This is a genomic window from Pseudonocardia sp. T1-2H, from assembly GCF_038039215.1.
Taxonomy (GTDB): domain Bacteria; phylum Actinomycetota; class Actinomycetes; order Mycobacteriales; family Pseudonocardiaceae; genus Pseudonocardia.
Genome location: NZ_JBBPCL010000001.1, coordinates 2,462,300 through 2,487,287, shown reverse-complemented (window position 1 = coordinate 2,487,287; position 24,988 = coordinate 2,462,300). Strand labels below are relative to the sequence as shown.

The window sequence follows — 24,988 nt, the reverse complement described above, 5'->3', positions numbered from 1 at the left end:
ACACGTTCCGGCGCGGGCGGCGGCCCGTGAAGCTGTGCGTGAGCGGGGTGTCAGGGGATGGCCGCGGGCAGGGTCACCGTGATCGTCAGGCCGCCGCCGGGCACGGGGTCGGCCCGCACCTCGCCCCCGTGGGCCGTCACCACCGCCCGCACGATCGACAGGCCGAGGCCGGAGCCGGGGGCGCTCCCGATGCGCGCGACCGGGCCGCGACGGAACGGCTCGAACAGCTCCGCGACCCGCTCCGCCGGGATCTCCACGCCGCTCGAGGACACGCACAGCTCTGCATCCGCGCCGCGCACGCCGGTGCGGACCTCTATCCAGCCGCCCTCCACGTTGTGCCGCACCGCGTTCTCCAGCAGGTTCCCCGCGACCCGCTCCAGGAGCACCGGATCCCCGGAGACCGGCGCCGGACCGCCGTCGACCCGCACCCGGACGCCCTTCGCCCGCGCCTCCCTCGCCACGACGGCCAGGGCCCGCTTCGCGACGCCCCGCAGGTCCGTGGGCCGGCGGGCCGGCTCCTGCACGGCCCCCATCGCCTCGGTCCGGGCCAGCAGGAGCAGGCCGCCCACCAGGTCGTCCGCGCGGCGGGTGGCGTCCCGCACGACGTCGCCCATCCGGCGCAGCTCCGCGACGTCCGCAGCCGGGTCGGCCATCGTCACGTCGACCTCGGTGCGCAGGACGGACAGCGGGGTGCGCAGCTCGTGGCTGGCGTTGGCGACGAACCGGCGCTGGGCGTCGAAGGCGGCCTGCAGCCGGTCCAGCATCGCGTCGAACGTGGCGGCCAGCTCGGCGACCTCTCCGCGGGCGTCCCGCAGCGCGATCCGCTCGTCCAGCGACTCCGCAGACAGCCGCCGCGCCGCGGACGTGACGGCGTGCAGCGGCGCCAGGATCCGTCCCGCCAGCACCCACGCCACGAGCCCGGCCGCGGCCACGACCAGCGGGAACGCGATCAGCCCGGCCCGGAGCACCTCGGCCCGGGCGGCCGCGCCGACCGCGCTGGTCACCTCCGAGGCGGGGACGTCGAGGTCCCCGACCCGCACGGTCGTCCCCGGCGGCAGCGACGGCACCGACGCCGCGACGTCGCCGACCAGGAGCCAGCCGAGGTAGAGCAACAGGGCGCTGACCAGCGCGACCAGCAGGGTGCTGAGCAGCGTCAGCCGGAGTCGGAGGCCCGGACCCCGAAGCGGCATGTCAGCCCGCGGCCGGCACCCGGTAGCCCGCGCCCACGACGGTCTCGATCACGCCGGGCTCGCCGAGCTTCTTGCGCAGGGTCATCACGGTGACCCGGACCGTCGTCGTGAAGGGGTCCGCGTTCTCGTCCCAGACCCGTTCCAGGAGCTCCTCGCTGCTGACCACGGCCCCGCCGGCGCCGAGCAGCACCTCGAGGACGCCGAACTCCTTGCGGGTCAGCTCCACCGGCCGGTCCGCGCGCGCCACGGTGCGCCGGGCCGGGTCCAGGGCGACGTCCCCGGCGACGAGCAGGGGCGGCACGGCCGGGGTGGCGCGGCGGCCCAACGCGCGGACGCGGGCGACCAGCTCCGGGAAGTCGAACGGCTTGGCGAGGTAGTCGTCCGCGCCCTTGGACAGGCCGTCGACCTTGTCCTCCAGGGTGCCGCTCGCCGTCAGCATCAGCACGCGCGTGGTGGCGCCCGACTCGACGATCGCGGCACACAGCGCGTCCCCGGACATCCCGGGCAGGTCCCGGTCCAGCACGACGACGTCGTAGCGGGTCACCGCGGACTTCTCGTGCCCGCTGTCCCCGTCCAGGGCGACGTCCACGGCCATGCCCTCGCGCCGCAGCCCGCGGGCGACCGCCTCGGCGAGCACCGCCTCGTCCTCGACCACGAGAACCCTCATCGGACCGGATCCCTCATCGGCGCCTCTGCTCCTCCTGTGCCTGCTCCGCCGGGAGGACGACCTCCGCCGGCATCGACGGCAGGCAGCCGGGCAGCGCGGACGCCCACTCGGTGACCCGGCGGGCCACGTCCTGCGCGGTCAGCCCGACCGCGGCCAGCACGTCGCCCCGGCTGCCGTGCTCCAGGAACTCCTGCGGGAGCGCGACGTCCCGCTGCGGCACGTCGACCTCGTTGGACCGCAGCACGTCCGCCAGCGCGGAACCGAAGCCACCGTGCCGCCCGGCGTCCGACACCGTGACGACGAGCCGGTGCTGCTGCGCGAGCCCCACCAGCACCTCCGGCACCGGGAGCACCCAGCGCGGGTCCACGACGGTGACGCCGATCCCCTGCCGCGCGAGCCGCTCGGCCGCGGCCACACCCAGCTCGCCGAAGGCGCCGACGCAGACCATCAGCACGGACGCCACCGTGGTGTGCCCGGAACCGTTGACCCGCCCGTGCGAGACCGACGGTTCGTGCAACACATCCACCTCGCCGACCCGCCGCACCGCCGGCACGGACTCGATGACCGCGCCCTTCGGGAACCGCAGGGCGGTGGGCCCGTCCGCCACGGCGACCGCCTCGGCCAGCTCCTCGCGCAACGTCCCGGCGTCCCGCGGCGCGGCGACCCGGATCCCCGGCACCACGCCGAGGATCGACAGGTCCCACATCCCGTTGTGCGACGGGCCGTCGCTGCCGGTCACCCCGGAACGGTCCAGCACCAGCGTCACGGCCTCGCCGTGCAGGGCCACGTCCATCATGAGCTGGTCGAACGCCCGGTTGAGGAACGTCGAGTACAGCGCGACGACGGGGTGCATCCCGCCGCGCGAGAGCCCGGCCGCGGAGGTCAGCGCGTGCTGCTCGGCGATGCCGACGTCGATGCAGCGCTCCGGGAACGCCTTCGCGAACGCCGCCAGGCCGGTGGGGCCGAGCATCGCCGCCGTGATCCCGACGACGTCCGGCCGCCGCGTCCCGAGGGCCACCATCTCCTCGGCGAACACGCTGGTCCAGCCGGTGGTCTCGGGGCCGGTGGGCAGCCCGGTGAGCGGGTCGAACGCGGCCGGGCTGTGCATCTGCTCGGCCTCGTCGTTCTCGGCCGGCAGGTACCCGTTGCCCTTGCGCGTGACCGCGTGCACGACGACCGGACCGCCGAAGTGCCGGGCGCGGCGTAGCGCGGACTCCATGGCCGCGACGTCGTGCCCGTCGACGGGGCCGAAGTACTTCAGGCCGAGATCCCCGAACAGCTCCTGCGGACTGATCGCGTCCTTCATGCCGGCCTTCAGGGCGTGCAGGCCCGCGTAGAGCGCCGGGCCGATCACGGGCGTGCCGCGCAGCGTCTGCTTGCCGGCCTCCAGGACGCGCTCGTAGCCCGGCTGCAGGCGCAGTGTGGCGAGCCGGTCCGCGAGCCCGCCGATGGTCGGCGCGTAGGACCGCCCGTTGTCGTTGACGACCACGACGACGTTGCGGTCCTTGGCGGCGGCGATGTTGTTGAGCGCCTCCCAGGCCATGCCGCCGGTGAGCGCGCCGTCCCCGATCACCGCGACGACGTGCCGCTGCTGCCCGGTCAGCGCGTAGGCGCGGGCCAGCCCGTCCGCCCAGGACAGCGAGGACGACGCGTGGCTGGACTCCACGATGTCGTGCACGCTCTCGGAGCGGCTCGGGTAGCCCGATAGCCCGCCCGTCTTCTTGAGCCGGTCCCAGCCCTCCTGACGGCCGGTGAGCAGCTTGTGGACGTAGGCCTGGTGGCCCGTGTCCCAGATCAGCGCATCCCGCGGCGAGTCGAAGACCCGGTGCAGGGCGATCGTCAGCTCGACGACGCCGAGATTGGGCCCGAGGTGCCCGCCGGTGCGGGACACCGAGCTCACCAGGAACTCCCTGATCTCGGCCGCGAGCGCGGTCAGCGATTCGGGTCCGAGCCTCTTCAGGTCGGCCGGGCCCCTGACGGATGCCAGCACGGTCACGGGCCCACTGTACGGACGACGCCGATCACCGCGCGGTCACGACCCGGTGACGGACGTCCCCACGGCGCTCTGCACGGGCCGGCCGGCTGTGTCGACCTGCCTGGGCTGCATGTCCAACAGGTCCCTGACGTGCGCGACCTCGTTCACCGTGCGCACCTTCCGCAGCCCGTCCCGGCTCGCGACGATCCTCGTCACTCCCGTGTAGTCCAGCGGGAAGGGCAGCGACAGCGCGATGCCGAGGACGTGTGCCAGGTAGACGTTGACGACCCCCGCGTGGGCGAACACGACGGCCGTGCCCCGGCCCGGATGCGCCTCGACGACCCGTTCCATCGCCGCCACGACCCGGCCGCGGAACGCCTCGACGTCGACGTGCGCGGGCAGGTGCCCGTTCAGCATCCGCTGCCAGACCTCGGGGTTGCTCCGCGCCAGCTCGTGCACGGGGACGTACTGGCGGTCGTCGGAGTCGTACTCGCGCAGGTCGTGCACGAGGCGCGGCTCCAGGCCGCGGGCGGCGGCCAGGGGCACCGCGGTGCTCCGCGCGCGCCGCATCGTGCTGGCGTAGACGGCGTCGACGGGATCCCCCTCGAGTGCGCCGACGACCCGTGCGGCCTGCTCGTGGCCGAGCGGGGTCAGGTCGGGATCGGCCCCGCCGCCGTCGGTGTGGACCCGCTCCGGCAGCCCGTGCCGGACGAGGACGAGCCGCACGTCAGGCCTCCGGCACGTGCTCGCCGTGCCCTGCGTCCCGGAGGGCGGCACGCAGCTGCTCCGCGTACCCCTCCTGCTCCTCGGCATCCACGGACTTCGCCGCGTTCGCGAAGTCGAACGCCGCCATGTCCCAGGCTGGGAAGACGTGCAGGTGCAGGTGCGGGACCTCGAAACCGGCCACCAGGAACCCGACGCGCGGCGGCTTCCAGATCGCGTCCACCGCCTTGGCGATCGTGTGCGAGACGCCCGTGAGGTGCGCGACCAGCTCCGGGTCGGCGTCGACCCAGTGGTCGACCTCCTCGCGCGGCACGACCAGGGTGTGCCCCGGGCCGAGCGGGTTGATCGAGAGGAAGCCGACGCAGCGGTCGTCCGACCAGACGAACCGGGCCGGCAGCTCGCCGTCGATGATCTTCGTGAACAAGGTGCTCATCGCCCCGCACCCTATCCGGTACCGGGCGACCATCGGTGGGATCTCCTAAGGTCTTCCCCATGCCCCGCACGATCGCCACCACCACCTCCGTCGGGCGCGACGAGCTCCTCGAGTTCCTCCGCCCCCGGCACAAGGTCGTCCTGCTCACCACCCGTGCGGACGGCGGCGTCCAGGGCTCGCCCGTCACCTCCGGGGTCGACGCGGAGGGCCGGATCGTGATCTCCACCTATCCCGAGCGTGCGAAGGCGGCCAACGTCGCGCGCACCCCGAAGGCGTCGGTGGTCGTGCTGTCGGACGAGTTCAACGGCGCCTGGGTGCAGGTGGACGGGGACGCCGAGCTGATCACGCTTCCGGACGCGCTCGAGCCGCTCGTCGAGTACTTCCGGTCCATCTCCGGCGAGCACCCGGACTGGGACGAGTACCGCGAGGCGATGACGGCACAGGGCAAGGCGCTCATCCGGATCACCCCCACGCGCTGGAGCCCGATCGCCACCGGCGGATTCCCGGCGCGGCTCGCGGAAGCCTGAGCTGCGGGGACCGTCACACCCCGAGGTCGGCCGGCCACGGGCGCCGGCGCAGCCCGGTAGATTCGTCTCCCACGGGTCGACGGTGCCCCACCCGGGCCCCGTGGGTCGACAGGACCGGGACCCAGCAAATGGTTGGACACGGCAGCCGGACTTCTCCGATGCCGGGATGAGAGGAACAAGCATGCGTCCGTGGCCGGGCAACCCGTACCCGTTGGGTGCGAGCTACGACGGGGCCGGGACGAACTTCGCGCTCTTCTCCGAGGCCGCCGAGAAGGTGGAGCTCTGCCTCTTCTCGCCGCGCGGCAAGGAGACCCGGATCCGGCTCACCGAGGTCGACGGGTTCGTGTGGCACGCGTACCTGCCGGCGGTCGAGCCTGGGCAGCGCTACGGCTACCGGGTCCACGGCCCCTACGACCCCGCACAGGGGCTGCGCTGCAACCCCAATAAGCTGCTGATCGACCCGTACGCGAAGGCCGTCGACGCGGCGGTCAAGTGGGACGAGGCCGTCTTCGGCTACAACTTCGGGGACCCGGAGAGCCGCAACGACCGGGACTCCGCGCCGTTCGTGCCGAAGTCCGTGGTCGTCAACCCGTACTTCGACTGGGGCTCGGACCGCCCGCCGAAGATCCCCTACCACGAGTCGGTGATCTACGAGGCGCACGTCCGCGGCCTCACGATCGCGCATCCGGAGATCCCGGAGGAGCTGCGCGGCACCTACGCGGGGCTCGCGCATCCGGCGATGATCGAGCATCTGCAGGGGCTGGGGATCACCGCCGTCGAGCTCATGCCCGTGCACGAGTTCCTCAACGACCACCACCTGCAGGAGAAGGGCCTGTCCAACTACTGGGGCTACAACACGATCGCCTTCCTGGCGCCGCACCACGCCTACGCCACCCGCGGCAGCCGGCCCGGCAGCCAGGTCCACGAGTTCAAGGCGATGGTCCGGGACCTGCACGAGGCGGGCATCGAGGTCATCCTCGACGTGGTCTACAACCACACCGCCGAGGGCTCGGAGATGGGCCCCACGCTGTCCATGCGCGGCATCGACAACCACGCGTACTACCGCCTGGTCGAGGACGACCCGCGCTACTACATGGACTACACCGGCACCGGGAACTCGCTGAACGTGCGCAACCCGCACACCCTGCAGCTGATCATGGACTCGCTGCGGTACTGGGTCACCGAGATGCACGTCGACGGGTTCCGGTTCGACCTCGCGTCCACCCTGGCGCGGGAGTTCTACGACGTGGACCGCCTGTCGGTGTTCTTCGACCTCGTGCAGCAGGACCCGGTGATCAGCCAGGTCAAGCTGATCGCGGAGCCCTGGGACGTCGGCCCCGGCGGGTACCAGGTCGGCAACTTCCCGCCGCTGTGGACGGAGTGGAACGGCAAGTACCGGGACACCGTCCGGGACTTCTGGCGCGGGGAGCCGGGCACGCTGGGCGAGTTCGCCTCCCGGATCACCGGCAGCTCGGACCTGTACCAGGACGACGGCCGGCGCCCCTACGCGTCGATCAACTTCGCCACCGCGCACGACGGCTTCACCCTGGCGGACCTGGTCTCGTACAACGAGAAGCACAACGACGCCAACGGCGAGGGCGGCAACGACGGCGAGAGCCACAACCGCTCCTGGAACTGCGGTGTCGAGGGCCCCACGGACGACGCGGCGGTGCTCGAGCTGCGCGCCCGCCAGGAGCGCAACTTCATCGCCACGGTCCTGCTCAGCCAGGGCACGCCGATGCTGCTGCACGGCGACGAGCTGGGGCGCACGCAGGGCGGCAACAACAACGTCTACTGCCAGGACAACGACATCGCCTGGGTGGACTGGTCGCTCGCGGGCAAGAACGCCGGGCTGATCGGCTTCACCTCCGGCGTCGCGGCCCTGCGCGCCGCGCACCCCGTCTTCCGCCGGCGCCGGTTCTTCGCGGGCCGGCCCATCGCGCCGCGGCGGCGGGACTCCCTGGCGGACATCGCCTGGTTCACCCCGGCCGGCGAGGAGATGACCGAGCAGGACTGGGACTCGGGCTTCGGCAAGTCCGTCGTCGCGTTCCTGAACGGCGAGGGCATCACGGACGTGGACCAGCGCGGGGAGCGCGTCACGGACGACTCGTTCCTGCTCGCGTTCAACGCCCACTGGGAGGACATCGAGATGACGTTGCCGCCGGCCGAGTACGGCAAGGAATGGGCGATCGTCGTGGATACGGCAGCGGGTGAGGTGACCACGCTGACCACTGCCCCCGGCGTCATCGCCGCGGAGCCGCCCACGGTGATGGCCGGGGCCACTCACACTGTGCCCGCGCGGTCCCTGCTCGTGCTGCAGCGGACGAACTAGAGCCATGGCCCCCTCCTCGACCTACCGCCTGCAGTTCTCCCGGGACCTCACGTTCACCGACGCCGTCGAGCTCGTGCCCTACCTCAACGCCCTGGGCGTCGGCGCGCTGTATTCGTCGCCGCTGCTGGAGTCCGGTGCCGGGTCCAACCACGGCTACGACGTCGTGGACCCCACCCGGATCTCCGCCGAGCGCGGGGGTGAGGAGGGGCTCAAGGCCCTCGTCGCCGCCGTCCGCGAGGCCGAGCTCGGGTTCGTGCTCGACATCGTCCCCAACCACGTCGGCGTCGAGGTGGCGAAGGCGAACCCGTGGTGGTGGGACGTGCTCGAGCACGGCCGCGGCTCGCGGTGGGCGGGGCACTTCGACATCGACTGGGACGCCGGCCCGGTGCTGCTCCCGATCCTCGACGCGGACGAGGAGAAGGCGCTCGGCGAGCTGTCGCTCTCCGAGGACCGCACCGAGCTCCGCTACTACGAGCACGCCTTCCCGGTGGCCCCCGGCACCGAAGGTGCGGGCACCCCGCAGGAGGTCCACGAGCGGCAGCACTACCGCCTCTGCTCGTGGAAGCGCGGGGCCGCGGAGCTCACCTACCGCCGCTTCTTCGACGTCTCGACCCTCGCCGCCGTCCGCGTCGAGCTGCCCGAGGTGTTCGCGGACGCCCATCGCGAGATCCTGCGCTGGGTCGAGTCAGGGGACGTCGACGGCATCCGCGTGGACCACCCGGACGGCCTCTCGGACCCGGGTGGGTACCTGCGCCGGCTGCGCGCGGCGATCGGGCCGGAGCGCTGGCTGCTCGCGGAGAAGATCCTGGGCGTCGGCGAGGACCTCCCCGTCTCGTGGCCCATCGACGGCACCACCGGCTACGAGGCGCTGCGCGAGGTCTGCGGGGTGTTCGTGGACCCGGACGGCGCCGGCCTGATCACGCAGTTCGCCGCCGAGCACACCGGCGTCAAGGAGTCCTCGCACGCCGCCGAACGGCGCGGACGGCGCGAGGTCGCGGACACCATCCTGGCCGCGGAGGTCCGGCGGATCGCCGCCCTCGTCCCGGTCCCGGAGGCCGCGCCGAGCACGGACGAGGACCCCGGGCCCGCCGCGGACCGCGTCCGCGAGGCGGTCGCGGAGTTCCTCTGCGGGTTCCCGGTGTACCGGAGCTACCTGCCCGAGGGCCGGGAGTCGCTGGACACCGCGGTCGCGGTGGCCCGGGCGAACCGGCCGGATCTCGCGGACGTCCTGGTCGCCCTCCACGCCGCGATGCTCGCGGACCCGGAGGGGGCGCTGGCCACCCGCGTGCAGCAGACGTCGGGCATGGTCATGGCGAAGGGCGTCGAGGACACGGCGTTCTACCGCTACAACCGGTTCGTCGCGCTGAACGAGGTCGGCGGGGACCCCGGACGCTTCGGCGTCTCCCCCGCCGAGTTCCACACCGCGCTGGCCCGGCGCGAGGCCTCCGTGCCCCGCACCATGACCACGCTCTCCACGCACGACACGAAGCGGTCCGAGGACGTGCGCGCCCGCCTCGCGGTGCTCGCCGAGATCCCCCGCGAGTGGACGGGCCTCGTGCGCGATTGGGCCGCCCGGCACCCGCTGCCGCACCCTTCGCTGGACCTGCTGGCCTGGCAGAGCCTGGTCGGCGCCTGGCCCATCTCCGCCGAGCGGCTCTCGTCGTACCTGGGCAAGGCCTCGAAGGAGGCCAAGCTCGTGACGAGCCACGTGGAGGCGGTACCCGAGGTCGACGAGGCGATCGCGGCCTGGCCGAAGCAGGTCCTCGCGGACGCGGAACTCGTGTCGGAGGTCGAGCGGTTCGTCGCCCGGATCGCCGAGCCCGGCTGGACGAACTCGCTGGGGCAGAAGCTCCTGCAGCTCGCGGGCCCCGGTGTCCCGGACGTCTACCAGGGCACCGAGCTCTTCGAGTACTCCCTCGTGGACCCGGACAACCGCCGGCCGGTGGACTTCGCCGCGCGCCGAGCCCTGCTCGCCCGCCTCGACGAGGGCTGGCTCCCCGAGGTCGACGCCGAGGGGGCCGCGAAGCTACTGGTCACGGCCAGCGCCGCGCGGCTCCGCCGGTACCGCCCGGAGCTGTTCACCGGCTACCGGGCCGTGCCTGCGCAGGGCCCGGCGGCGGAGCACGCCGTCGCGTTCGCCCGGAGCGACTCGCTGGTGGCGGTCGCGACACGCCTCCCGGTCGGCCTGGCGGCGCGCGGGGGGTGGGAGGACACCGTCCTTCCCCTGCCGGGTGGCACCACGGACTGGCACGACATCCTCACGGACGCCCCGGTCGACGGCGCCGCCCCCCGCCTGGAGCGACTCCTCGCGCGCTATCCCGTGGCGCTGCTCGTCCGTCCGGCCTGATCCGGGTCGGCCTGCCGGTTGCTCGACGACCGGCGGGCCGCCCCGGTTCCCGCCCGGCGGCGGGGCCGGAGTTGTTGCGTAAGACGCATTGTGTATCGGATGACGCGGGTCACCCCCCGGAACCACTGCGCCCGTGATCGACGTTGACACCACGGTGTCTCGAGGATCGAGGCAAGAAGGAGAACGGTGAACGACCTCGCAGCACGGCTGCGACAGGTGGTGGCGGTGGCGGACGCCTACCGGCAGACCGTCGGGAAGGCACTGGGGCTGGGCACGTCGGAGACGACGATCCTGGTCCATCTGCTGCACGAGTGCTCCTGCACCCCGTCCGCACTCGCCCGCAGGGTGGGTGTGACGCCCGCGACCATCACCTCGCAGCTGGATCGGCTCGAACTGGCCGGGCACGTCGTCCGGCGGAACAACCCGCGGGACCGGCGCAGCCTGCTCATCGACCTCACCCCCCGCGGCCGGGCCACGGCCGAGACCGTCTGGCAGGTGTTCTTCCGGGACGTCATGGACGGGCTCGGGGACACCGACGCGGCCCTGGCCGAGAACGTCGACCGCGTCCTGGAGCAGGTGGTCGAACGGCTCGCCGCACGTGCCCGGGACATCCCCGGCATGACGGAGGCGCTCGAGAAGACCGGTTGATTCGACCACCGGATCATCCGGAAATCACACTTCCGTCATTCACGACAATCTGCAGGAAAAAGCGGCTGTTCAGCCGAGTGGGGCCGCCCGCGGTTTCCCTACAGTCGAACTCGCAACGTATGTGGCTACCGGCCGACCCCCGTGCTGCCGGTACCACGTTGCCGGAACCGCCGGACGATTCTTGCCCCCCGACCGTCCGGCGGTTCCGCACCACCGCACGACCGCAGCCCGCCCGGAACCCAGGATCACACCGGAAACCAGGGGGCAGGACGCGCGGCCACGCTCCCCAACCGGCAGGATTCCCTCCGTGGCTGAGTACGCGGTGTGGGCCCCCGAGAAGGACAGGGTCCGGGTGGTGGTCGACGGCGAGGCGTTCCCGATGGAGCGCGCGGCCGACGGCTGGTGGCGGGCGGACGTCGAGGACAACGGTCCCGGTTCGGCCTACGCCTTCCTGATCGACGACGACGAGACCCCGTTGCCCGATCCGCGTTCGGCGTGGCAGCCCAGCGGGGTGCACGCCGCCTCCCGGCGCTACGACCAGGACGCGTTCTGGTGGACGGACCAGGCCTGGACGGGCCGCACGCTGGCCGGCAGCGTCCTCTACGAGTGCCACATCGGCACGTTCACCGACGAGGGCACCTTCGACGCCGCGATCGAGAAGCTGGACCACCTGGTCGCGCTCGGGGTCGACATGGTCGAGGTGCTGCCCGTCAACGCCGTCGACGGGCCCCGGAACTGGGGCTACGACGGCGTCGGCTGGTACGCGGTCACCGAGAACTACGGCGGACCGGACGGGTTCAAACGCTTCGTGGACTCGGCGCACGCCCGCGGGCTCGGCGTCGTGCTGGACGTCGTCTACAACCACCTCGGGCCCTCCGGCGCCTACCTGGACCGTTTCGGGCCGTACTTCGCGGGTGCCAACATCTGGGGTCCGTCGCTGAACCTCGACGGCGCGTGGTCGGACGAGGTGCGGCGCTTCGCGATCGACAACGCGCTGATGTGGCTGCGGGACTTCCACGTCGACGGGCTGCGGATCGACGCCGTGCACGCGCTGCGGGACACCCGGGCCCAGCACCTCCTCGAGCAACTCTCGAAGGAGGTCACGGCCCTGGAGGCGCACGTCGGCCGGCCGCTCTCGCTGATCGCGGAGTCCGACCTCAACGACCCGCGGATGATCACCTCACGGGACGCGGGCGGACTCGGGATGGACGCCCAGTGGGCGGACGACATCCACCACAGCCTGCATACCGTGCTCACCGGTGAGTCCCAGGGCTACTACTCGGACTTCGCCGAGGCGGACCTCGCCGGGCTCGCGCACGTCCTCACGCACGGGTTCCTGCACGAGGGCACGTGGTCCAGCTTCCGGAAGCGGACGCACGGCGCCCCGGTGGACACGACCCGCATCCCGGGCCACCGGTTCGTCACCTACCTGCAGAACCACGACCAGATCGGCAACCGCGCCACCGGGGACCGGCTCACCCAGGTGCTCTCCCCCGGCATCCTGGCCTGCGGAGCGGCGCTGCTGTTCACCTCGCCGTTCACCCCGATGCTGTTCATGGGCGAGGAGTGGGGCGCGCGCACGCCCTGGCAGTTCTTCTCCTACTTCCCGGACGAGGGCCTGCGTGAGGCCGTCCGCAAGGGCCGGACCGCGGAGTTCGCCGAGCACGGCTGGGGCAGCGACGTCGAGGTGCCGGACCCGAACGCCGAGAGCACCTTCACGGACTCCAAGCTGGACTGGACCGAGCTGGAGCAGGAGCCGCACAAGACCCTGTTCGCCCTGTACAAGGAGCTCATCGCGCTGCGCCGGGCGTGGCCGGAGCTCTCGGACCCCTGGCTGGACGAGGTCGGCGTCGACGTCCACCCGGAGGCACGCACACTGGTGATCCACCGCGGGCGGCTGCGGGTGCTGGTGAACCTCGGCCCGGAGCAGGTGACACTCGAGCTCGCGGCGCCGGTCGAGCGGATCCTGCTGGCGAGCGAGCCGGTGATCGGCGAGGGCGACGCCCTGACGATGCCGGCGGAGGCCTTCGCGATCACCGTCCTGGAGTCCTGCAGCCCGTCCCCGCCCGAACGCACAAACGGCACTCTCGCTCAGCAGGTCTGAACGAGAGTGCCGTTCGTGCGACGAGGGGAGGGTTACAGCAGGCCGAGGCCCTTGACGGCCTCGCGCTCCTCGACGAGCTCGGCGACGGACGCGTCGATCTTCTCGCGGGAGAACGCGTCGATCTCCAGGCCCTGGACGATCTCCCACTTCCCGTTCTTCGACGTGACGGGGAAGCTCGAGATGATGCCCTCGGCGATGCCGTAGGAGCCGTCGGACGGGATGGCCGCGGAGGTCCAGTCACCCTCGGGGGTGCCGTTGACCCAGTCGTAGACGTGGTCGATGGCCGCGTTCGCCGCCGACGCCGCGGACGACGCGCCACGGGCCTCGATGATCGCCGCGCCGCGCTTGGCGACCGTCGGGATGAACTCGTCCTTGAGCCAGGACTCCTCCACCTGCTCGGCGGCGATCTTGCCGGCGACCTCGGCGTGGTAGAGGTCCGGGTACTGGGTGGCCGAGTGGTTGCCCCAGATCGTGAGCTTCTTGATGTCGCTCAGCGGGACCGACAGCTTCTTCGACAGCTGCGCGAGGGCGCGGTTGTGGTCCAGCCGGGTCATCGCGGTGAAGCGCTCGGCCGGGACGTCCGGCGCGGCCGCCTGGGCGATGAGGGCGTTGGTGTTGGCCGGGTTGCCGACGACGAGCACGCGGATGTCGTCCGCCGCGCCCTCGTTGATCGCCTTGCCCTGCGGGGCGAAGATGCCGCCGTTGGCCTCGAGCAGGTCTCCCCGCTCCATGCCCTTGGTGCGCGGGCGGGCGCCGACGAGCAGCGCGACGTTGGCGCCGTTGAACGCGGCGGTGGCGTCGTCGAAGATCTCGATGCCGGACAGCAGCGGGAACGCGCAGTCCTCGAGCTCCATGGCGGTGCCCTCGGCGGCCTTGACGGCCTGCGGGATCTCCAGGAGGTGCAGCTTCACCGGGGTGTCGGGCCCCAGGAGCTGCCCGGAGGCGATCCGGAAGAGCAGCGCGTAACCGATCTGGCCAGCGGCTCCGGTGACAGTGACGGTGACAGGAGGGGTAGACACGCACGAAGGCTAGACCCTCGGCCCCCGGGCGCGCCGCGACGGGGATCACGCGCGGCGCCGGCCCTGCGCTCATCGGGTGACGTGCCGGCGCTTCCCTAGGCTGTCGCCATGACCCGCAAGGCCGATCCCGGCGCCACCCCCGCCGCCGCGCGGGCTCTCGCACCGGACCTGGCCCGTGGCGGGATGCTGCTGCTCATCGCCCTGGCGAACGCCCACGTCCTGCTGCACGGGCGCCCGCTGGGCGTCCGCGGCTACCCCGCCGAGCTCGACCCCGTCTCCGCGGTCGTGGCGGCGTCGCAGCTCGTCCTGGTCGACGGCCGCGCCTATCCCCTGTTCGCGGTGCTGGTCGGCTACGGGGTGACCCAGCTCGCGCGCCGCCGGCTGGCCGGCGGCGCCGAACCAGGGGACGTCACCTCCCTCGTCCGCCGGCGGGGCCGCGCGTTGCTGCTGATCGGGCTGGTGCACGGCCTGCTCCTGTTCCCCGGGGACATCATCGGCGCCTACGGCCTGACGACCGTGCTGCTGGCCGGGATCCTGGTGGCGGGCACCGTGGTGTCCTTGCTCACGACAGCGGTGGTCGGCACGGTGGTCGCCACCTTCGTGGCCTTCGGCAGCGCCGCGACGGACGGCCGGGGCACGAGCGTGCTGTTCTCCTCGGGCGTCCGGGACCCGCTGACGGCGCTGGTGAACCGCGCGATCGAGTGGGGCCTGATCGGCGTGCTCTCCCAGACCCTCGGGGTCTTCGGCGCGGTGGCGTTCGGGGCGTGGGCGGCCCGCCTACGGATCCTCGACGAGCCGGGCCGCCACCGGGCGCTCTTGGCCCGGGTCGCGGCGGGCGGCCTCGCGGCGGCGGTCCTGGGCGGGCTGCCGCTGGCGCTCGCGGCGGCCGGGCTCTGGACCATGGGCCCCGCCGTCCGCGGGCTGGTGCACGCCCTGCACGCGCTCACCGGCTACGCGGGCGGGCTCGGGTACGCGGCGCTGTTCGGCCTGCTCGCGACCCGCATCAGAGGCGCAGGGGGCGGGCCGCTCGGGGCGTGCGGGCGGCGCTCGCTGTCCTGCTACCTCGGCCAGTCCGTCGTGTTCGCCGCGCTGCTGCCCGCCTGGACGCTGGACCTCGGCGCCCGGCTGAGCGTGTGGCAGGTTTCCGTGCTGGCGGTCGGCACATGGTTGCTGATCCTGGTGCTCGCCGTCGTCGCGGAACGGCGCGGGGAACGGGGCCCCGCGGAGCGCCTCCTGCGGCGGCTCACCTACGGCTGAGCCGGCACCGGGCTACCCTCGCCGTATGGCCGGAAAAGGCGGCGGACACCCGGGTGGGGGCAAACGGTCTCGATCGGCGCGCGGCCGTCCGAGCGACTCCTTCTCCTGGGAGGGCGGGCCCGGATACCAGCCGGTCGACCCCTCGGCGCAGCTCCCGCACGCACCGATGCCCGGCGCGCCGCCCTACCCGGCCGCCGAAGCGCTCCCCCGACGGGCCTCCGGCCGGACGTCCCCTACTCCCGCGCGCTCGCCGGCGCCGCCGTGTGGGCCGTCGTGGCGTTGCTGTTGGTGGTGCTGTTCGGCAGACCCGGCAACGCGGTCGGCTGGGTGATCCAGCTCCTCTGGATCGCGATCTGCACGGCCGGCGCCTCCTGGCCGACCTACCAGGTGGCCAGGAAGCGCGGCTGGACCGAGCTCTGGCGGCTCGCCCTGATCGCGTTCCCGGCGTTCTGGTTCCTGCGTGCCCTCACGTCGATCCTGACCGTCCTGCTGCTGACCTGAGGTCCTACGCCTCGCGCCTGCGCGCGCTGATCACGCCGGTGTCGAACCCGGCCAGGTGCAGCCCGCCGTGGAAACGCGCGTGCTCCACCTTCAGGCACCTGTCCATGACGACGGCGAGCCCGGCGGCCTCCGCCCTCGCGGCCAGGGCCTCGTCCCACAGCCCGAACTGCAGCCACCACGTCTTCACCCCGTCCAGGGCGAGCACCTCGTCGAGCACGCCCCCGAGGTCCTCGGGGCGGCGGAACGTGTCCACCATGTCCGGGACGGCGGGCAGGTCCGCGAGCGTGGGGTACACGGGCCTGCCGAGGATCTCCGTCGCGTTGGGGTTCACGAACCAGACCTCGTAGTCCGTGCTGGCCAGCAGGTACGTCGCGACGAAGTTGCTGGCCCGCGCCGGGTTCGGTGACGCGCCGACCACGGCCACGGTCCGGGTCTCGCGCAGGATCCGCTGCCGCGCGAGCGCGGACGGGTTCTCCCAGGAACTCGCCACGATGCTCATCAGGCCTCCTTCACCGCGGCGGCCAGCGCCTGGTCCAGGTCCCAGAGGATGTCCTCCGGATCCTCGATGCCCACGCTGATCCGGATCAGGTCCTCCGGGACGCCCGCGTCCTCGAGCTGGGCGGCGGTGAGCTGCTGGTGCGTCGTCGAGCCCGGGTGCAGGACGAGCGTGCGGGCGTCGCCGACGTTGGCGAGGTGGCTGCAGAGCTGCACGGACTCGATGAACCTCGCGCCCGCGGCCCGGCCGCCCTTCACCCCGAACGCGAAGACGGCGCCCGGGCCCTTCGGCAGGTACCGCTTCGCGCGCTCGTGGTGCGGGTGGTCCGGCAGCCCGGCGTAGCGCACGTACTCCACGCGCGGGTCCGCCTGGAGCCACTCGGCGACGACCTGGGCGTTCGCCACGTGCGCGTCCATCCGGAACGGCAGCGTCTCCACGCCCTGGATCAGCAGGAACGCCGAGTGCGCGGACAGGGTGGCCCCGACGTCACGGAGCTGCTCGGCCCGCAGCTTGGTCAGGAAGCCGAGCTCCTGGAAGTTCCCCCACCACGTCAGACCGCCGTAGGACGGGACGGGCTCGGTCATCGAGGGGAAGCGCCCGTTGCCCCAGTCGAACCGGCCGGACTCGATCACGACCCCGCCGAGCGTGGTGCCGTGCCCGCCGAGGAACTTCGTCGCGGAATGGATCACGATGTCCGCGCCGTGTTCCATCGGCCGGCACAGGTACGGGGTCGCCAGCGTCGCGTCGACGATCAGCGGGACGCCCGCGGCGTGCGCGACCTCGGCGAGCCCGGCGATGTCCGCGACCTCGCCGCCCGGGTTGGAGACGACCTCGGTGAACACGAACCTGGTCTTGTCCGTGATCGCCTTCGCGTAGTCCGCGGGGTCTCCCCCGCCGACGAACACGGTGTCCACGCCGAAGCGGCGCAGCGTCACGTCGAGCTGGGTGATGGTGCCGCCGTAGAGCCCGGACGCCGCGACCGCGTGGTCCCCCGCTCCCGCGAGGCACGCGAAAGTGAGGAACTCCGCGGCCTGGCCGCTGGCCGTCGCGACCGCGCCGATCCCGCCCTCCAGGCTGGCCAGCCGCTCCTCGAGCACCGAGACCGTGGGGTTCGCGATCCGGCTGTAGATCAGCCCGTACTTCTGCAGCGCGAAGAGGCTGGCGGCGTCGTTCGTGTCCTCGAAGACGAAGCTCGTGGACTGGTAGATCGGCACCGCCCGCGCTCCGACGGCCGAGTCCGGCACCGACCCCGCATGCACCGCCCGGGTCCGGAACCCCCAGGCGCGATCCTGCTCCGTCATGGCCCCATCCTGCCCCGCCGGGCTCAGGCGCGCGGCAGCCGGACCAGACCTTCCTGCACCGTGCTCGCCACCAGGACCCCGTCGCGGGTGTAGAAGCGGCCCATCCCGAGGCCGCGCCCGCCGGACGCCGCTCCCGACCAGCACTCGTAGAGGAGCCATTCGTCCGCGCGGAAGGGCTGGTGGAACCACATGGCGTGGTCCAGGCTCGCCATCTGCACCTGCGTGGTGCTGACGTCGTGCCGGGACACCACCGATCCCAGGAGCGTGAGGTCGCTGACGTAGGTCAGCAGGCACAGGTGCAGCAACCGGTCGTCCGGCAGCACCCCGTCCGCCTTGATCCAGGCCCGCACCGGCTCGTCGGTGGCGACCCGGCCCTCCGTCCACACGGGTTCGTCGACCAGCCGGACGTCCAGCGAGCGCGGCAGCATCGTCAGCCAGCCACCCTTGTCGCCGCCCAGGACCCGTTCCGCGAGGTCCGGCAGCATCTCCGGCTCGGGGACACCGGCGGGCATCGGCGTGGTGTGCTCGAGCCCCGCCTGGTCGACCTGGAACGAGGCCGAGAGCGCGAAGATCGCCTCCCCGCGCTGGATCGCCAGGACCCGGCGGGTGCTGAAGGAGCGGCCGTCGCGAATCCGTTCGGCCTCGAAGACGATCGGGATGCTCGGGTCACCGTGCCGGATGAAGTACGCGTGCAACGAGTGGACGTGCCGGTCCGCCGGGACCGTCCGGCCCGCGGCGACCAGCGCCTGCCCCGCGACCTGGCCGCCGAACACGTTGGTCGGCGACTCGGCCGGGCTCACGCCCCGGAACAGGTTGACCTCGAGGACCTCCAGGTCCAGGAGGCGTACGAGGTCGTCCAGGACCGCTTGCCCGCGTGGCGTCCCGTCGACCCCGATCTCCGTCCCGACCTGCGGATCGCTGCTGCTCACGCGTGCAGTCTCGCAGGTCGGGTCAGGCGTGATCCTCTTCGCCCAGCCGGTGGACCCGGATGAGGTTCGTCGAGCCGACCGTCGCGGGCGGCGAACCGGCGACGATGACCACCAGGTCACCGGGCTGGAAGCGGCCGATCGACAGCATGGCCTGGTCCACCTGGCGGACCATGGCGTCCGTGGAATCCACCCGGTCCACCAGGAACGTCTCGACGCCCCAGGTCATGGCGAGCTGGCTGCGCACCTCGGCGGCGGGGGTGAAGGCCAGCAGCGGCAGCCGCGTGTGCAGTCGGGAGAGCCGGCGCACGGTGTCCCCGGACTGGCTGAACGCGACCAGGGCCCGGGCGGAGAGGCGCTCGCCGATGTCCCGCGCGGCGTAGGACAGCACGCCGCGCTTGGTCCGCGGCACGTGGTTCAGCGGCGGGACCCCGGCCGGGCCGGCCTCGACCGCCTCGATGATCGTCGCCATCGTGCGGACGGTCTTGATCGGGAACCGGCCGACGCCCGTCTCGCCGGAGAGCATCAGCGCGTCCGCGCCGTCGAGCACCGCGTTCGCGACGTCCGAGGCCTCGGCGCGGGTCGGCCGCGAGTTGGTGATCATCGAGTCCAGCATCTGGGTGGCCACGATGACCGGCTTGGCGTTCTCCCGCGCGATCTGGATCGCCCGCTTCTGCACCAGCGGCACGTTCTCCAGCGGCAGCTCGACGCCCAGGTCGCCGCGGGCGACCATCACGCCCTCGAACGCCAGCACGATGGCCTCGAGGTTGTCGACGGCCTCCGGCTTCTCCAGCTTGGCGATCACCGGCAGCCGGACGCCCTTGCCGTCCATGATCTTGTGCACGCCGTCGATGTCCGCGGGGCTGCGGACGAAGGACAGCGCGATCACGTCCACGGACAGGTCCAGCGCGAACTCGAGGTCCAGGCAGTCCTTCTCCGACATGGCGGGGACCGACACGTTCATGCCGGGCAGGGACAGGCCCTTGTTGTTGCTGACCGGGCCGCCCTCGGTGACCTTGCAGATCACGTCGTCGCCCTCGACGGCCACGACGCGCAGGCCGACCTTGCCGTCGTCGACGAGCAGGCGGTCCCCCGCCCGGGCGTCCTCGGCGAGGCCCTTGTAGGTGGTCGAGACCCGGTCGTGCGTGCCGGGCACGTCCTCGACCGTGATCCGGACCTCCTCCCCGGTGTGCCACTCGGTGGGGCCGTCGGCGAACGTGCCGAGCCGGATCTTCGGCCCCTGCAGGTCCGCCAGGATGCCCACGGCACGGCCCGACGCGTCCGCGGCGGCGCGCACCATCTCGTAGACGCGCTTGTGGTCGTCCCGGGTCCCGTGGCTGAAGTTCAGCCGGGCGACGTCCATCCCCGCGTCGACGAGCTTCTCGGATACGGTCCGGGGTGGCCGTGGCGGGGCCGATGGTGCAGACGATCTTGGTACGGCGGGTCACACGACACAGACTAGCGCGCTCTCTGTAACGATCAGGTTGGAGGCGAGAGAACAGTGCGGTGGTGGCCGGTGACGTTTGCGCTGCTGGTCAGCGTGGTTGTGCTGTTCACTCCCGCATCCGGGGTGCCGACTGCTCTTTCCGGTGTCGACAAGCTTGTCCATCTGGCCCTGTTCACCCTCCTGGCGGTGACCGCCAGGTTCGCCGGGACGGCGGCGTGGGCCGTACTCGCCCTGTTGGCGGCGTACGCGGCGCTCTCCGAGGTGCTGCAGGCGCTGCTGCCGATCGGCCGGAACGGGAACGTGCCCGACGGCCTGATCGACGTGGCGGGGGTGCTGCTGGGGGTCGCGGCCTACGCCGCCGTGCGTCGACTCGCCGTCGCGCGGCAGGTCTAGCGGGCGGTCATCGCCGCGGGTTCTCGCTGGGGCCGACGTGGTCCGCGAGCCACTCCGCCAGCGGCCGCCCGGCCCGCCAGACCTCGCGCACCCGGTCCACGCAGCCGGGCTCGTGCAGGACGTCGTCGGGGGCCCAGCGACGGCGGACGTGCAGGCCCTTGTGCCGCAGCAGCCTCAGCCGGGGATGCTCCGGGTCGACGCCCCTGGGCCGGGTCTTCAGCATCTCGCCGCCGATCTCGAGACCGGCCTTCTCCGCCGTCGCGACGATCCTCCGCAGCGCCTCGCCGCGGCGCTCGTCGTCCACGGCCGTGCGGTAGCGCGCCACCTGGTCGGGCGCCATCGCGTAGTAACCGCAGGCGGCCATCAGGCCGTCGCTGCCCACCTGGACGTAGAACGGCGAGGCGTACCCGCCGCAGTGCGTCTTGTAGGGCGTCTTGTCCGCGGAGAACCGCACGTCCCGGTACGGCCGGAAGACCTTGCCCGCACCGAACTCCGGTTCGAGCTCGGCGAGCAGCGCCAGCATCGGGCCGCGGACGTGCTCGTCGTAGACGGCCTTCTGGTCCGTCCAGTACGCCTTCGAGTTGTCCGCCTCGAGCCCGTCGTAGAACTCGACGGCGCCGTCCCCGAAGCCCGAGAACCCGCTCACGAGCTGCGGTCGCCGGCCGTGCCGGGCACCTTCTCGTCCGGGTCCGTGGTGGCGGCGTCGCCCTCGCCCGGCTCGTCCCCGGCGTCCGGGTCGGTCGCGGGGGTGGGCGGCACCTCGCGCGGTCCTCGCCCCCGGGCCAGGACGAAGTACACGACCGCGGCGACGAACACCACGGCCGAGACGACGACATTGATCCGGATGTCGCCGAACACCCGCGTCGCCGGGTCCGTGCGCAGGAGCTCGATGAAGAACCGGCCGAAGGTGTAGCCCGCGACGTAGAGCGCGAACACCCTGCCGTGCCCGAGCCGCAACCTGCGGTCCGCGACGACGATCAGCCCGGCGACGATCAGGTTCCAGATCAGCTCGTAGAGGAACGTCGGCTGCACGATCGCGATCGGATCACCGACCGCGACGCCGTTCAGCGAGTCCTGCAGGCCTGTCGCCGGGTCGACCCGCTCGTAGATCTCCAGGCCCCAGGGCGCCGTCGTCGGGCCGCCGTAGAGCTCCTGGTTGAAGTAGTTGCCGAGCCGCCCGACGGCCTGGGCGACGAGGATCCCGGGCGCCACCGCGTCCGCGAAGAACGGCAGCGGGACCCCCCTTCGTCGGCAGCCGATCCAGGCGCCGACCGCGCCGAGCGCGATCGCCCCCCAGATCCCGAGGCCGCCCTCCCAGATCATCAGCGCCCGGATCGGGTCCCCGCCGGGGCCGAAGTAGGTCCGCCAGTCCGTCGCGAGGTGGTAGAGCCGGCCGCCGACCAGGCCGAACGGCACCGCGAACACCGCGACGTCCAGGACCGTGCCGGGCTCCCCGCCACGGGCGACGAAGCGCTTCTCGCCCCAGGTCACCGCCACGACGATGCCCAGGATGATGCAGAGCGCGTAGGCCCGGATCGGGATCGGGCCGAGGTGCCAGACCCCGCGGTCAGGACTGGGCAGGTAGGCCAGGACCAAGCCGGGCAGCGCGCCACTCACCGGCTCACCGTAGCGCGCGTCCCCGACGGAACCGCCCCCGCCGTCGGCCCGCGTCGTGGAGCCACAACGCGGTCGGGGGCGCCGCGTTCAGGCGGGTTGCGTGGCCAGGCCTGCGCGGGCGACGCCCGCCGCGAGTTCCTGGGCGAGGGCGCGGACGGCCTGCGGGCCGCCCTGCTCCGCGGCCGTCACGAACGCGGAGCCGACGATGACACCGTCCGCGAACCCGGCGATCTCCGCGGCCTGGTCGCCGTTGCGCACCCCGAGCCCCACGCCGATCGGCAGGGTCGTGTGCGGACGGGTCCGGGCGACGATCTCCGAGGCCGCTCCCGCCACGGTGTCCCGCGCGCCCGTCACGCCCATGATCGACGTGGCGTAGACGAAGCCCGAGCTCGCGGCCGCGGTGGACGCGATCCGCTGCTCCGTCGACGAGGGCGCGACCAGGAAGATCCGCTCCAGGCCGTACTTCTCCGACGCCGCGAACCACTCGCCGGCCTCGTCCGGGATCAGGTCCGGGGTGATCACGCCGAGCCCGCCCGCCGCGGCGAGGTCCCGGGCGAAGTTCTCGACGCCATAGCGCAGCACCGGGTTGAAGTACGTCATGACGACGCAGTTCCCGCCGGCCGCGGTCGCCCGCTCGACCACCGAGAACACGTCCCGGAGCCGGAAGCCGTTCTGCAGCGCGCCTTCGGCGGCGGCCTGGATCGTGGGGCCGTCCATCACCGGGTCCGAGTACGGGATGCCGACCTCGAGGAGGTCGCACCCGCCCTCGACCATCGCGGTGAGCAGCTCGACGGAGCCGTCGACGGTCGGGTAGCCGGCGGGGAGGTAGCCCACCAGGGCGCCGCGGCCCTCGGCCCGGCACCTGGCGAAGACGTCCGCGACACTCACGACTGGATCCCTTCGGTCTTGCTGCCGGCGTCCGCGAACGAACCCGCAGTGTCCTTGACGGCACCCTCCGCGATCGCCGTCCCGTCCGCCGACTCCGCGCTCTCGTCCTCGCCGATCATCCCGAACCACTTCGCGGCCGTGTCGACGTCCTTGTCCCCGCGCCCGGAGAGGTTCACCAGGATGACAGCGTCCGGCCCGACTCCTTGCCCAGCCGCAGCGCACCCGCCACGGCGTGCGCGGACTCGATCGCCGGGATGATCCCCTCGGTACGGCAGAGGAGCGCGAACGCGTCCATCGCCTCCGCGTCCGTGACCGGCTGGTACTCCGCGCGGCCGATGTCCTTGAGCAGCGCGTGCTCCGGCCCGACGCCCGGGTAGTCCAGCCCGGCGGAGATCGAGTACGACTCGCTGGTCTGGCCGTCCTCGTCCTGCAGCAGGTAGGAGAAGGCGCCGTGCAGGGCACCGGGCGAGCCCTCGGTCAGGGTGGCGCCGTGCCGGCCGGTCTCGACGCCGTCGCCGCCGGGTTCGAAGCCCACCAGCCGGACGCCCGCGTCGTCGAGGAACGCGTGGAAGATCCCGATGGCGTTCGAACCGCCGCCGACGCACGCCGCGATCGCGGTGGGCAGCCGCCCGGTGCGCTGGAGCACCTGCGCCCGCGCCTCGAGCCCGATGATCCGGTGGAAGTCCCGCACCATCTGCGGGAACGGGTGCGGGCCGGCCACCGTGCCGAGCAGGTAGTGCGTGGAGTCGACGTTGGTGACCCAGTCCCGCAATGCCTCGTTGATCGCGTCCTTCAGGGTGCGCGACCCCGTCTTGACCGGGACGACGGTGGCGCCGAGCAACCGCATCCGGGCGACGTTGAGCGCCTGCCGCCGGGTGTCGACCTCGCCCATGTAGACGACGCACTCGAGGTCCAGCAGCGCGCAGGCCGTGGCCGTGGCGACGCCGTGCTGGCCCGCGCCGGTCTCGGCGATCACCCGCTTCTTGCCCATGCGCTTGGTGAGCAGCGCCTGGCCGAGCACATTGTTGATCTTGTGCGAGCCGGTGTGGTTCAGGTCCTCGCGCTTGAGCAGGATCCGCGCACCGCCGGCGTGCTGCGACAGCTTCGGGACGTCCGTCAGCGGGGACGGGCGGCCGGAGTAGTCCCGGTGCAACCGGTCGAGCTCGCTCAGGAACTCGGGGTCGTGCCGCGCCTTCTCGTACGCCGTCTCCAGCTCGTCCAGCGCCGCGACCAGGGCCTCGGGCACCCATCGGCCGCCGTAGCGGCCGAAGTGGCCGCTCTCGTCGGGCTCGTGACCCGACGGCGTGTCGATGCCGTCGCTCGCCTGGACCTGCTGAGTACTCACCGCACCATTCTGGAGCACGAGGGGTGGAAGCCCGCAGCCACCAGCCCCCGCACGGCCGCGCCCGGGTCCCCGCTGGTCACCAGGCCCTCGCCGACGAGCACCGCGTCCGCGCCCCAGCCGGCGTAGGTGAGCAGGTCACTGGGCCCCCGGACACCGGACTCGGCGATCCGCAGGACGTCGTTCGGCAGACCCGGCGCGAGCTCGCCGAACAGCCCCCGGTCGACCTCGAGGGTGTGCAGGTTCCGCGAGTTCACCCCGATGACCTTGGCCCCCGCCTCGAGCGCGCGGTCCGCCTCCTCCTCGGTGTGCACCTCGACGAGCGCGGTCATCCCGAGCGACTCGACCCGGTCCAGCAGGGAGTCCAGCACGTTCTGCTCCAGCGCCGCGACGATCAGCAGCACCAGGTCCGCACCGTGCGCCCGGGCCTCGTGCACCTGGTACGGGGTGACGACGAAGTCCTTGCGCAGGAGCGGCACGTCGACGACGGCGCGCACCGCGTCGAGGTCCGCGAGCGAGCCGCCGAAGCGGCGCTGCTCGGTGAGCACGCTGATCACCCGCGCGCCGTTCTCGGCGTAGGACTTGGCCAGCACGGCCGGGTCGGGGATGTTCGCCAGCGCACCCTTCGACGGGCTGCGCCGCTTCACCTCGGCGATCACGCCGATGCCGGGCTCACGCAGCGCGGCCAGCACGTCCCGCGGCGGCGGCGCGGCCGCGGCCAGCTTCTTGATCCCGGCGAAGTCGATCTGCGCCTCGCGGACGGCCAGGTCCTCCCGGACACCGTCCACGATGGAGTCGAGCACACTTCCGGAAGCTCAGGGATCCACTCACTGCCTCGTCCTCACCGTGCTCGCC

Annotated in this window: 21 protein-coding genes and 2 pseudogenes; 8 read left to right on the top strand and 15 right to left on the bottom strand. The window is 72.6% G+C overall.

The window, feature by feature from the left end:
- Positions 1-50: 50 nt before the first annotated feature.
- Genes WBK50_RS12365 through WBK50_RS12345 form a run of 5 tightly spaced genes read right to left on the bottom strand, consistent with a single transcriptional unit; the run spans position 51 to position 4,988 of the window.
- Positions 51-1,190 (bottom strand): sensor histidine kinase, encoded by a 1,140-nt coding sequence (locus WBK50_RS12365; RefSeq protein ID WP_341335741.1) that lies wholly within the window; start codon positions 1,188-1,190, stop codon positions 51-53.
- A gap of 1 nt (position 1,191) precedes the next feature.
- Entirely contained in the window at positions 1,192-1,857 is a 666-nt protein-coding gene (locus WBK50_RS12360) for a response regulator transcription factor (protein ID WP_341335740.1), read from the bottom strand.
- A gap of 13 nt (positions 1,858-1,870) precedes the next feature.
- On the bottom strand, positions 1,871-3,853 hold the full coding sequence (gene dxs, locus WBK50_RS12355) for a 1-deoxy-D-xylulose-5-phosphate synthase (protein WP_341335739.1): 1,983 nt from the start codon (positions 3,851-3,853) through the stop codon (positions 1,871-1,873).
- A gap of 36 nt (positions 3,854-3,889) precedes the next feature.
- Positions 3,890-4,558, bottom strand: a complete 669-nt coding sequence (locus WBK50_RS12350; protein ID WP_341335738.1) for a histidine phosphatase family protein — start codon at positions 4,556-4,558, stop codon at positions 3,890-3,892.
- Position 4,559: 1 nt separating this feature from the next.
- Positions 4,560-4,988 (bottom strand): HIT family protein, encoded by a 429-nt coding sequence (locus tag WBK50_RS12345; RefSeq protein WP_341335737.1) that lies wholly within the window; start codon positions 4,986-4,988, stop codon positions 4,560-4,562.
- Positions 4,989-5,047: 59 nt separating this feature from the next.
- On the opposite strand from WBK50_RS12345, the gene WBK50_RS12340 reads away from it, so the two are divergent.
- The 5 genes from WBK50_RS12340 (at position 5,048) to treZ (ending at position 12,946) form a co-directional block, all read left to right on the top strand.
- A complete protein-coding gene (locus WBK50_RS12340) occupies positions 5,048-5,515 on the top strand; it encodes a PPOX class F420-dependent oxidoreductase (protein ID WP_341335736.1) in 468 nt (155 codons plus the stop codon).
- A 181-nt stretch (positions 5,516-5,696) separates the two neighbouring features.
- The gene (gene glgX / locus WBK50_RS12335; RefSeq protein ID WP_341335735.1) at positions 5,697-7,847 is read left to right on the top strand and encodes a glycogen debranching protein GlgX; all 2,151 of its coding nucleotides are present in this window, start codon (positions 5,697-5,699) and stop codon (positions 7,845-7,847) included.
- 4 nt (positions 7,848-7,851) lie between these two features.
- Positions 7,852-10,194, top strand: a complete 2,343-nt coding sequence (treY, locus tag WBK50_RS12330) for a malto-oligosyltrehalose synthase (protein WP_341335734.1) — start codon at positions 7,852-7,854, stop codon at positions 10,192-10,194.
- Between the two features lie 186 nt (positions 10,195-10,380).
- The gene (locus WBK50_RS12325; RefSeq protein WP_341335733.1) at positions 10,381-10,842 is read left to right on the top strand and encodes a MarR family winged helix-turn-helix transcriptional regulator; all 462 of its coding nucleotides are present in this window, start codon (positions 10,381-10,383) and stop codon (positions 10,840-10,842) included.
- A 307-nt stretch (positions 10,843-11,149) separates the two neighbouring features.
- Positions 11,150-12,946, top strand: coding sequence for a malto-oligosyltrehalose trehalohydrolase (treZ, locus tag WBK50_RS12320; protein ID WP_341335732.1), 1,797 nt, complete (start codon positions 11,150-11,152; stop codon positions 12,944-12,946).
- A gap of 32 nt (positions 12,947-12,978) precedes the next feature.
- Here treZ and WBK50_RS12315 read toward each other — a convergent pair whose 3' ends face one another.
- Positions 12,979-13,965 (bottom strand): malate dehydrogenase, encoded by a 987-nt coding sequence (locus WBK50_RS12315; RefSeq protein WP_341335731.1) that lies wholly within the window; start codon positions 13,963-13,965, stop codon positions 12,979-12,981.
- Positions 13,966-14,073: 108 nt separating this feature from the next.
- Here WBK50_RS12315 and WBK50_RS12310 point away from each other — a divergent pair, with 108 nt between their 5' ends.
- Complete coding sequence (locus WBK50_RS12310) at positions 14,074-15,222, top strand: DUF418 domain-containing protein (protein ID WP_341335730.1); 1,149 nt, start codon at positions 14,074-14,076, stop codon at positions 15,220-15,222.
- Positions 15,223-15,495: 273 nt separating this feature from the next.
- Complete coding sequence (locus WBK50_RS12305) at positions 15,496-15,723, top strand: hypothetical protein (RefSeq protein ID WP_341335729.1); 228 nt, start codon at positions 15,496-15,498, stop codon at positions 15,721-15,723.
- Positions 15,724-15,727: 4 nt separating this feature from the next.
- On the opposite strand, the gene WBK50_RS12300 is transcribed toward WBK50_RS12305, so the two are convergent.
- The 4 genes and pseudogenes from WBK50_RS12300 to pyk all read right to left on the bottom strand — a co-directional run bounded on the left by WBK50_RS12300 (position 15,728) and on the right by pyk (position 19,894).
- On the bottom strand, positions 15,728-16,222 hold the full coding sequence (locus tag WBK50_RS12300; RefSeq protein WP_341335728.1) for a CoA-binding protein: 495 nt from the start codon (positions 16,220-16,222) through the stop codon (positions 15,728-15,730).
- A complete protein-coding gene (locus tag WBK50_RS12295; protein WP_341335727.1) occupies positions 16,222-17,520 on the bottom strand; it encodes an O-acetylhomoserine aminocarboxypropyltransferase/cysteine synthase family protein in 1,299 nt (432 codons plus the stop codon). Before WBK50_RS12295 ends, WBK50_RS12300 begins: the two co-directional genes overlap by 1 nt.
- 23 nt (positions 17,521-17,543) lie before the next feature.
- Entirely contained in the window at positions 17,544-18,449 is a 906-nt protein-coding gene (locus tag WBK50_RS12290; RefSeq protein WP_341335726.1) for an acyl-CoA thioesterase, read from the bottom strand.
- 22 nt (positions 18,450-18,471) lie between these two features.
- Positions 18,472-19,894, bottom strand: a pseudogene (pyk, locus tag WBK50_RS12285) (pyruvate kinase).
- A gap of 68 nt (positions 19,895-19,962) precedes the next feature.
- On the opposite strand from pyk, the gene WBK50_RS12280 reads away from it, so the two are divergent.
- A complete protein-coding gene (locus tag WBK50_RS12280; protein ID WP_341335725.1) occupies positions 19,963-20,286 on the top strand; it encodes a VanZ family protein in 324 nt (107 codons plus the stop codon).
- A 7-nt stretch (positions 20,287-20,293) separates the two neighbouring features.
- Here WBK50_RS12280 and WBK50_RS12275 read toward each other — a convergent pair whose 3' ends face one another.
- From WBK50_RS12275 to trpC, 5 genes and pseudogenes are all read right to left on the bottom strand, one after another.
- Positions 20,294-20,932, bottom strand: coding sequence for a DUF2461 domain-containing protein (locus WBK50_RS12275; protein ID WP_341335724.1), 639 nt, complete (start codon positions 20,930-20,932; stop codon positions 20,294-20,296).
- Positions 20,929-21,903 carry a prolipoprotein diacylglyceryl transferase gene (lgt, locus tag WBK50_RS12270; protein ID WP_341335723.1) on the bottom strand — a complete coding sequence of 325 codons (975 nt, stop codon included), beginning with the start codon at positions 21,901-21,903 and terminating at the stop codon, positions 20,929-20,931. The genes WBK50_RS12275 and lgt overlap by 4 nt, the downstream gene beginning before the upstream one ends.
- A gap of 87 nt (positions 21,904-21,990) precedes the next feature.
- Positions 21,991-22,791 (bottom strand): tryptophan synthase subunit alpha, encoded by an 801-nt coding sequence (gene trpA / locus WBK50_RS12265; protein WP_341335722.1) that lies wholly within the window; start codon positions 22,789-22,791, stop codon positions 21,991-21,993.
- A pseudogene (gene trpB, locus WBK50_RS12260) lies at positions 22,788-24,136 on the bottom strand (tryptophan synthase subunit beta). Before trpB ends, trpA begins: the two are co-directional and overlap by 4 nt.
- Positions 24,133-24,936 (bottom strand): indole-3-glycerol phosphate synthase TrpC, encoded by an 804-nt coding sequence (gene trpC, locus WBK50_RS12255; protein ID WP_341335721.1) that lies wholly within the window; start codon positions 24,934-24,936, stop codon positions 24,133-24,135. The pseudogene trpB and the gene trpC overlap by 4 nt, the downstream one beginning before the upstream one ends.
- Between the last annotated feature and the right edge of the window lie 52 nt (positions 24,937-24,988).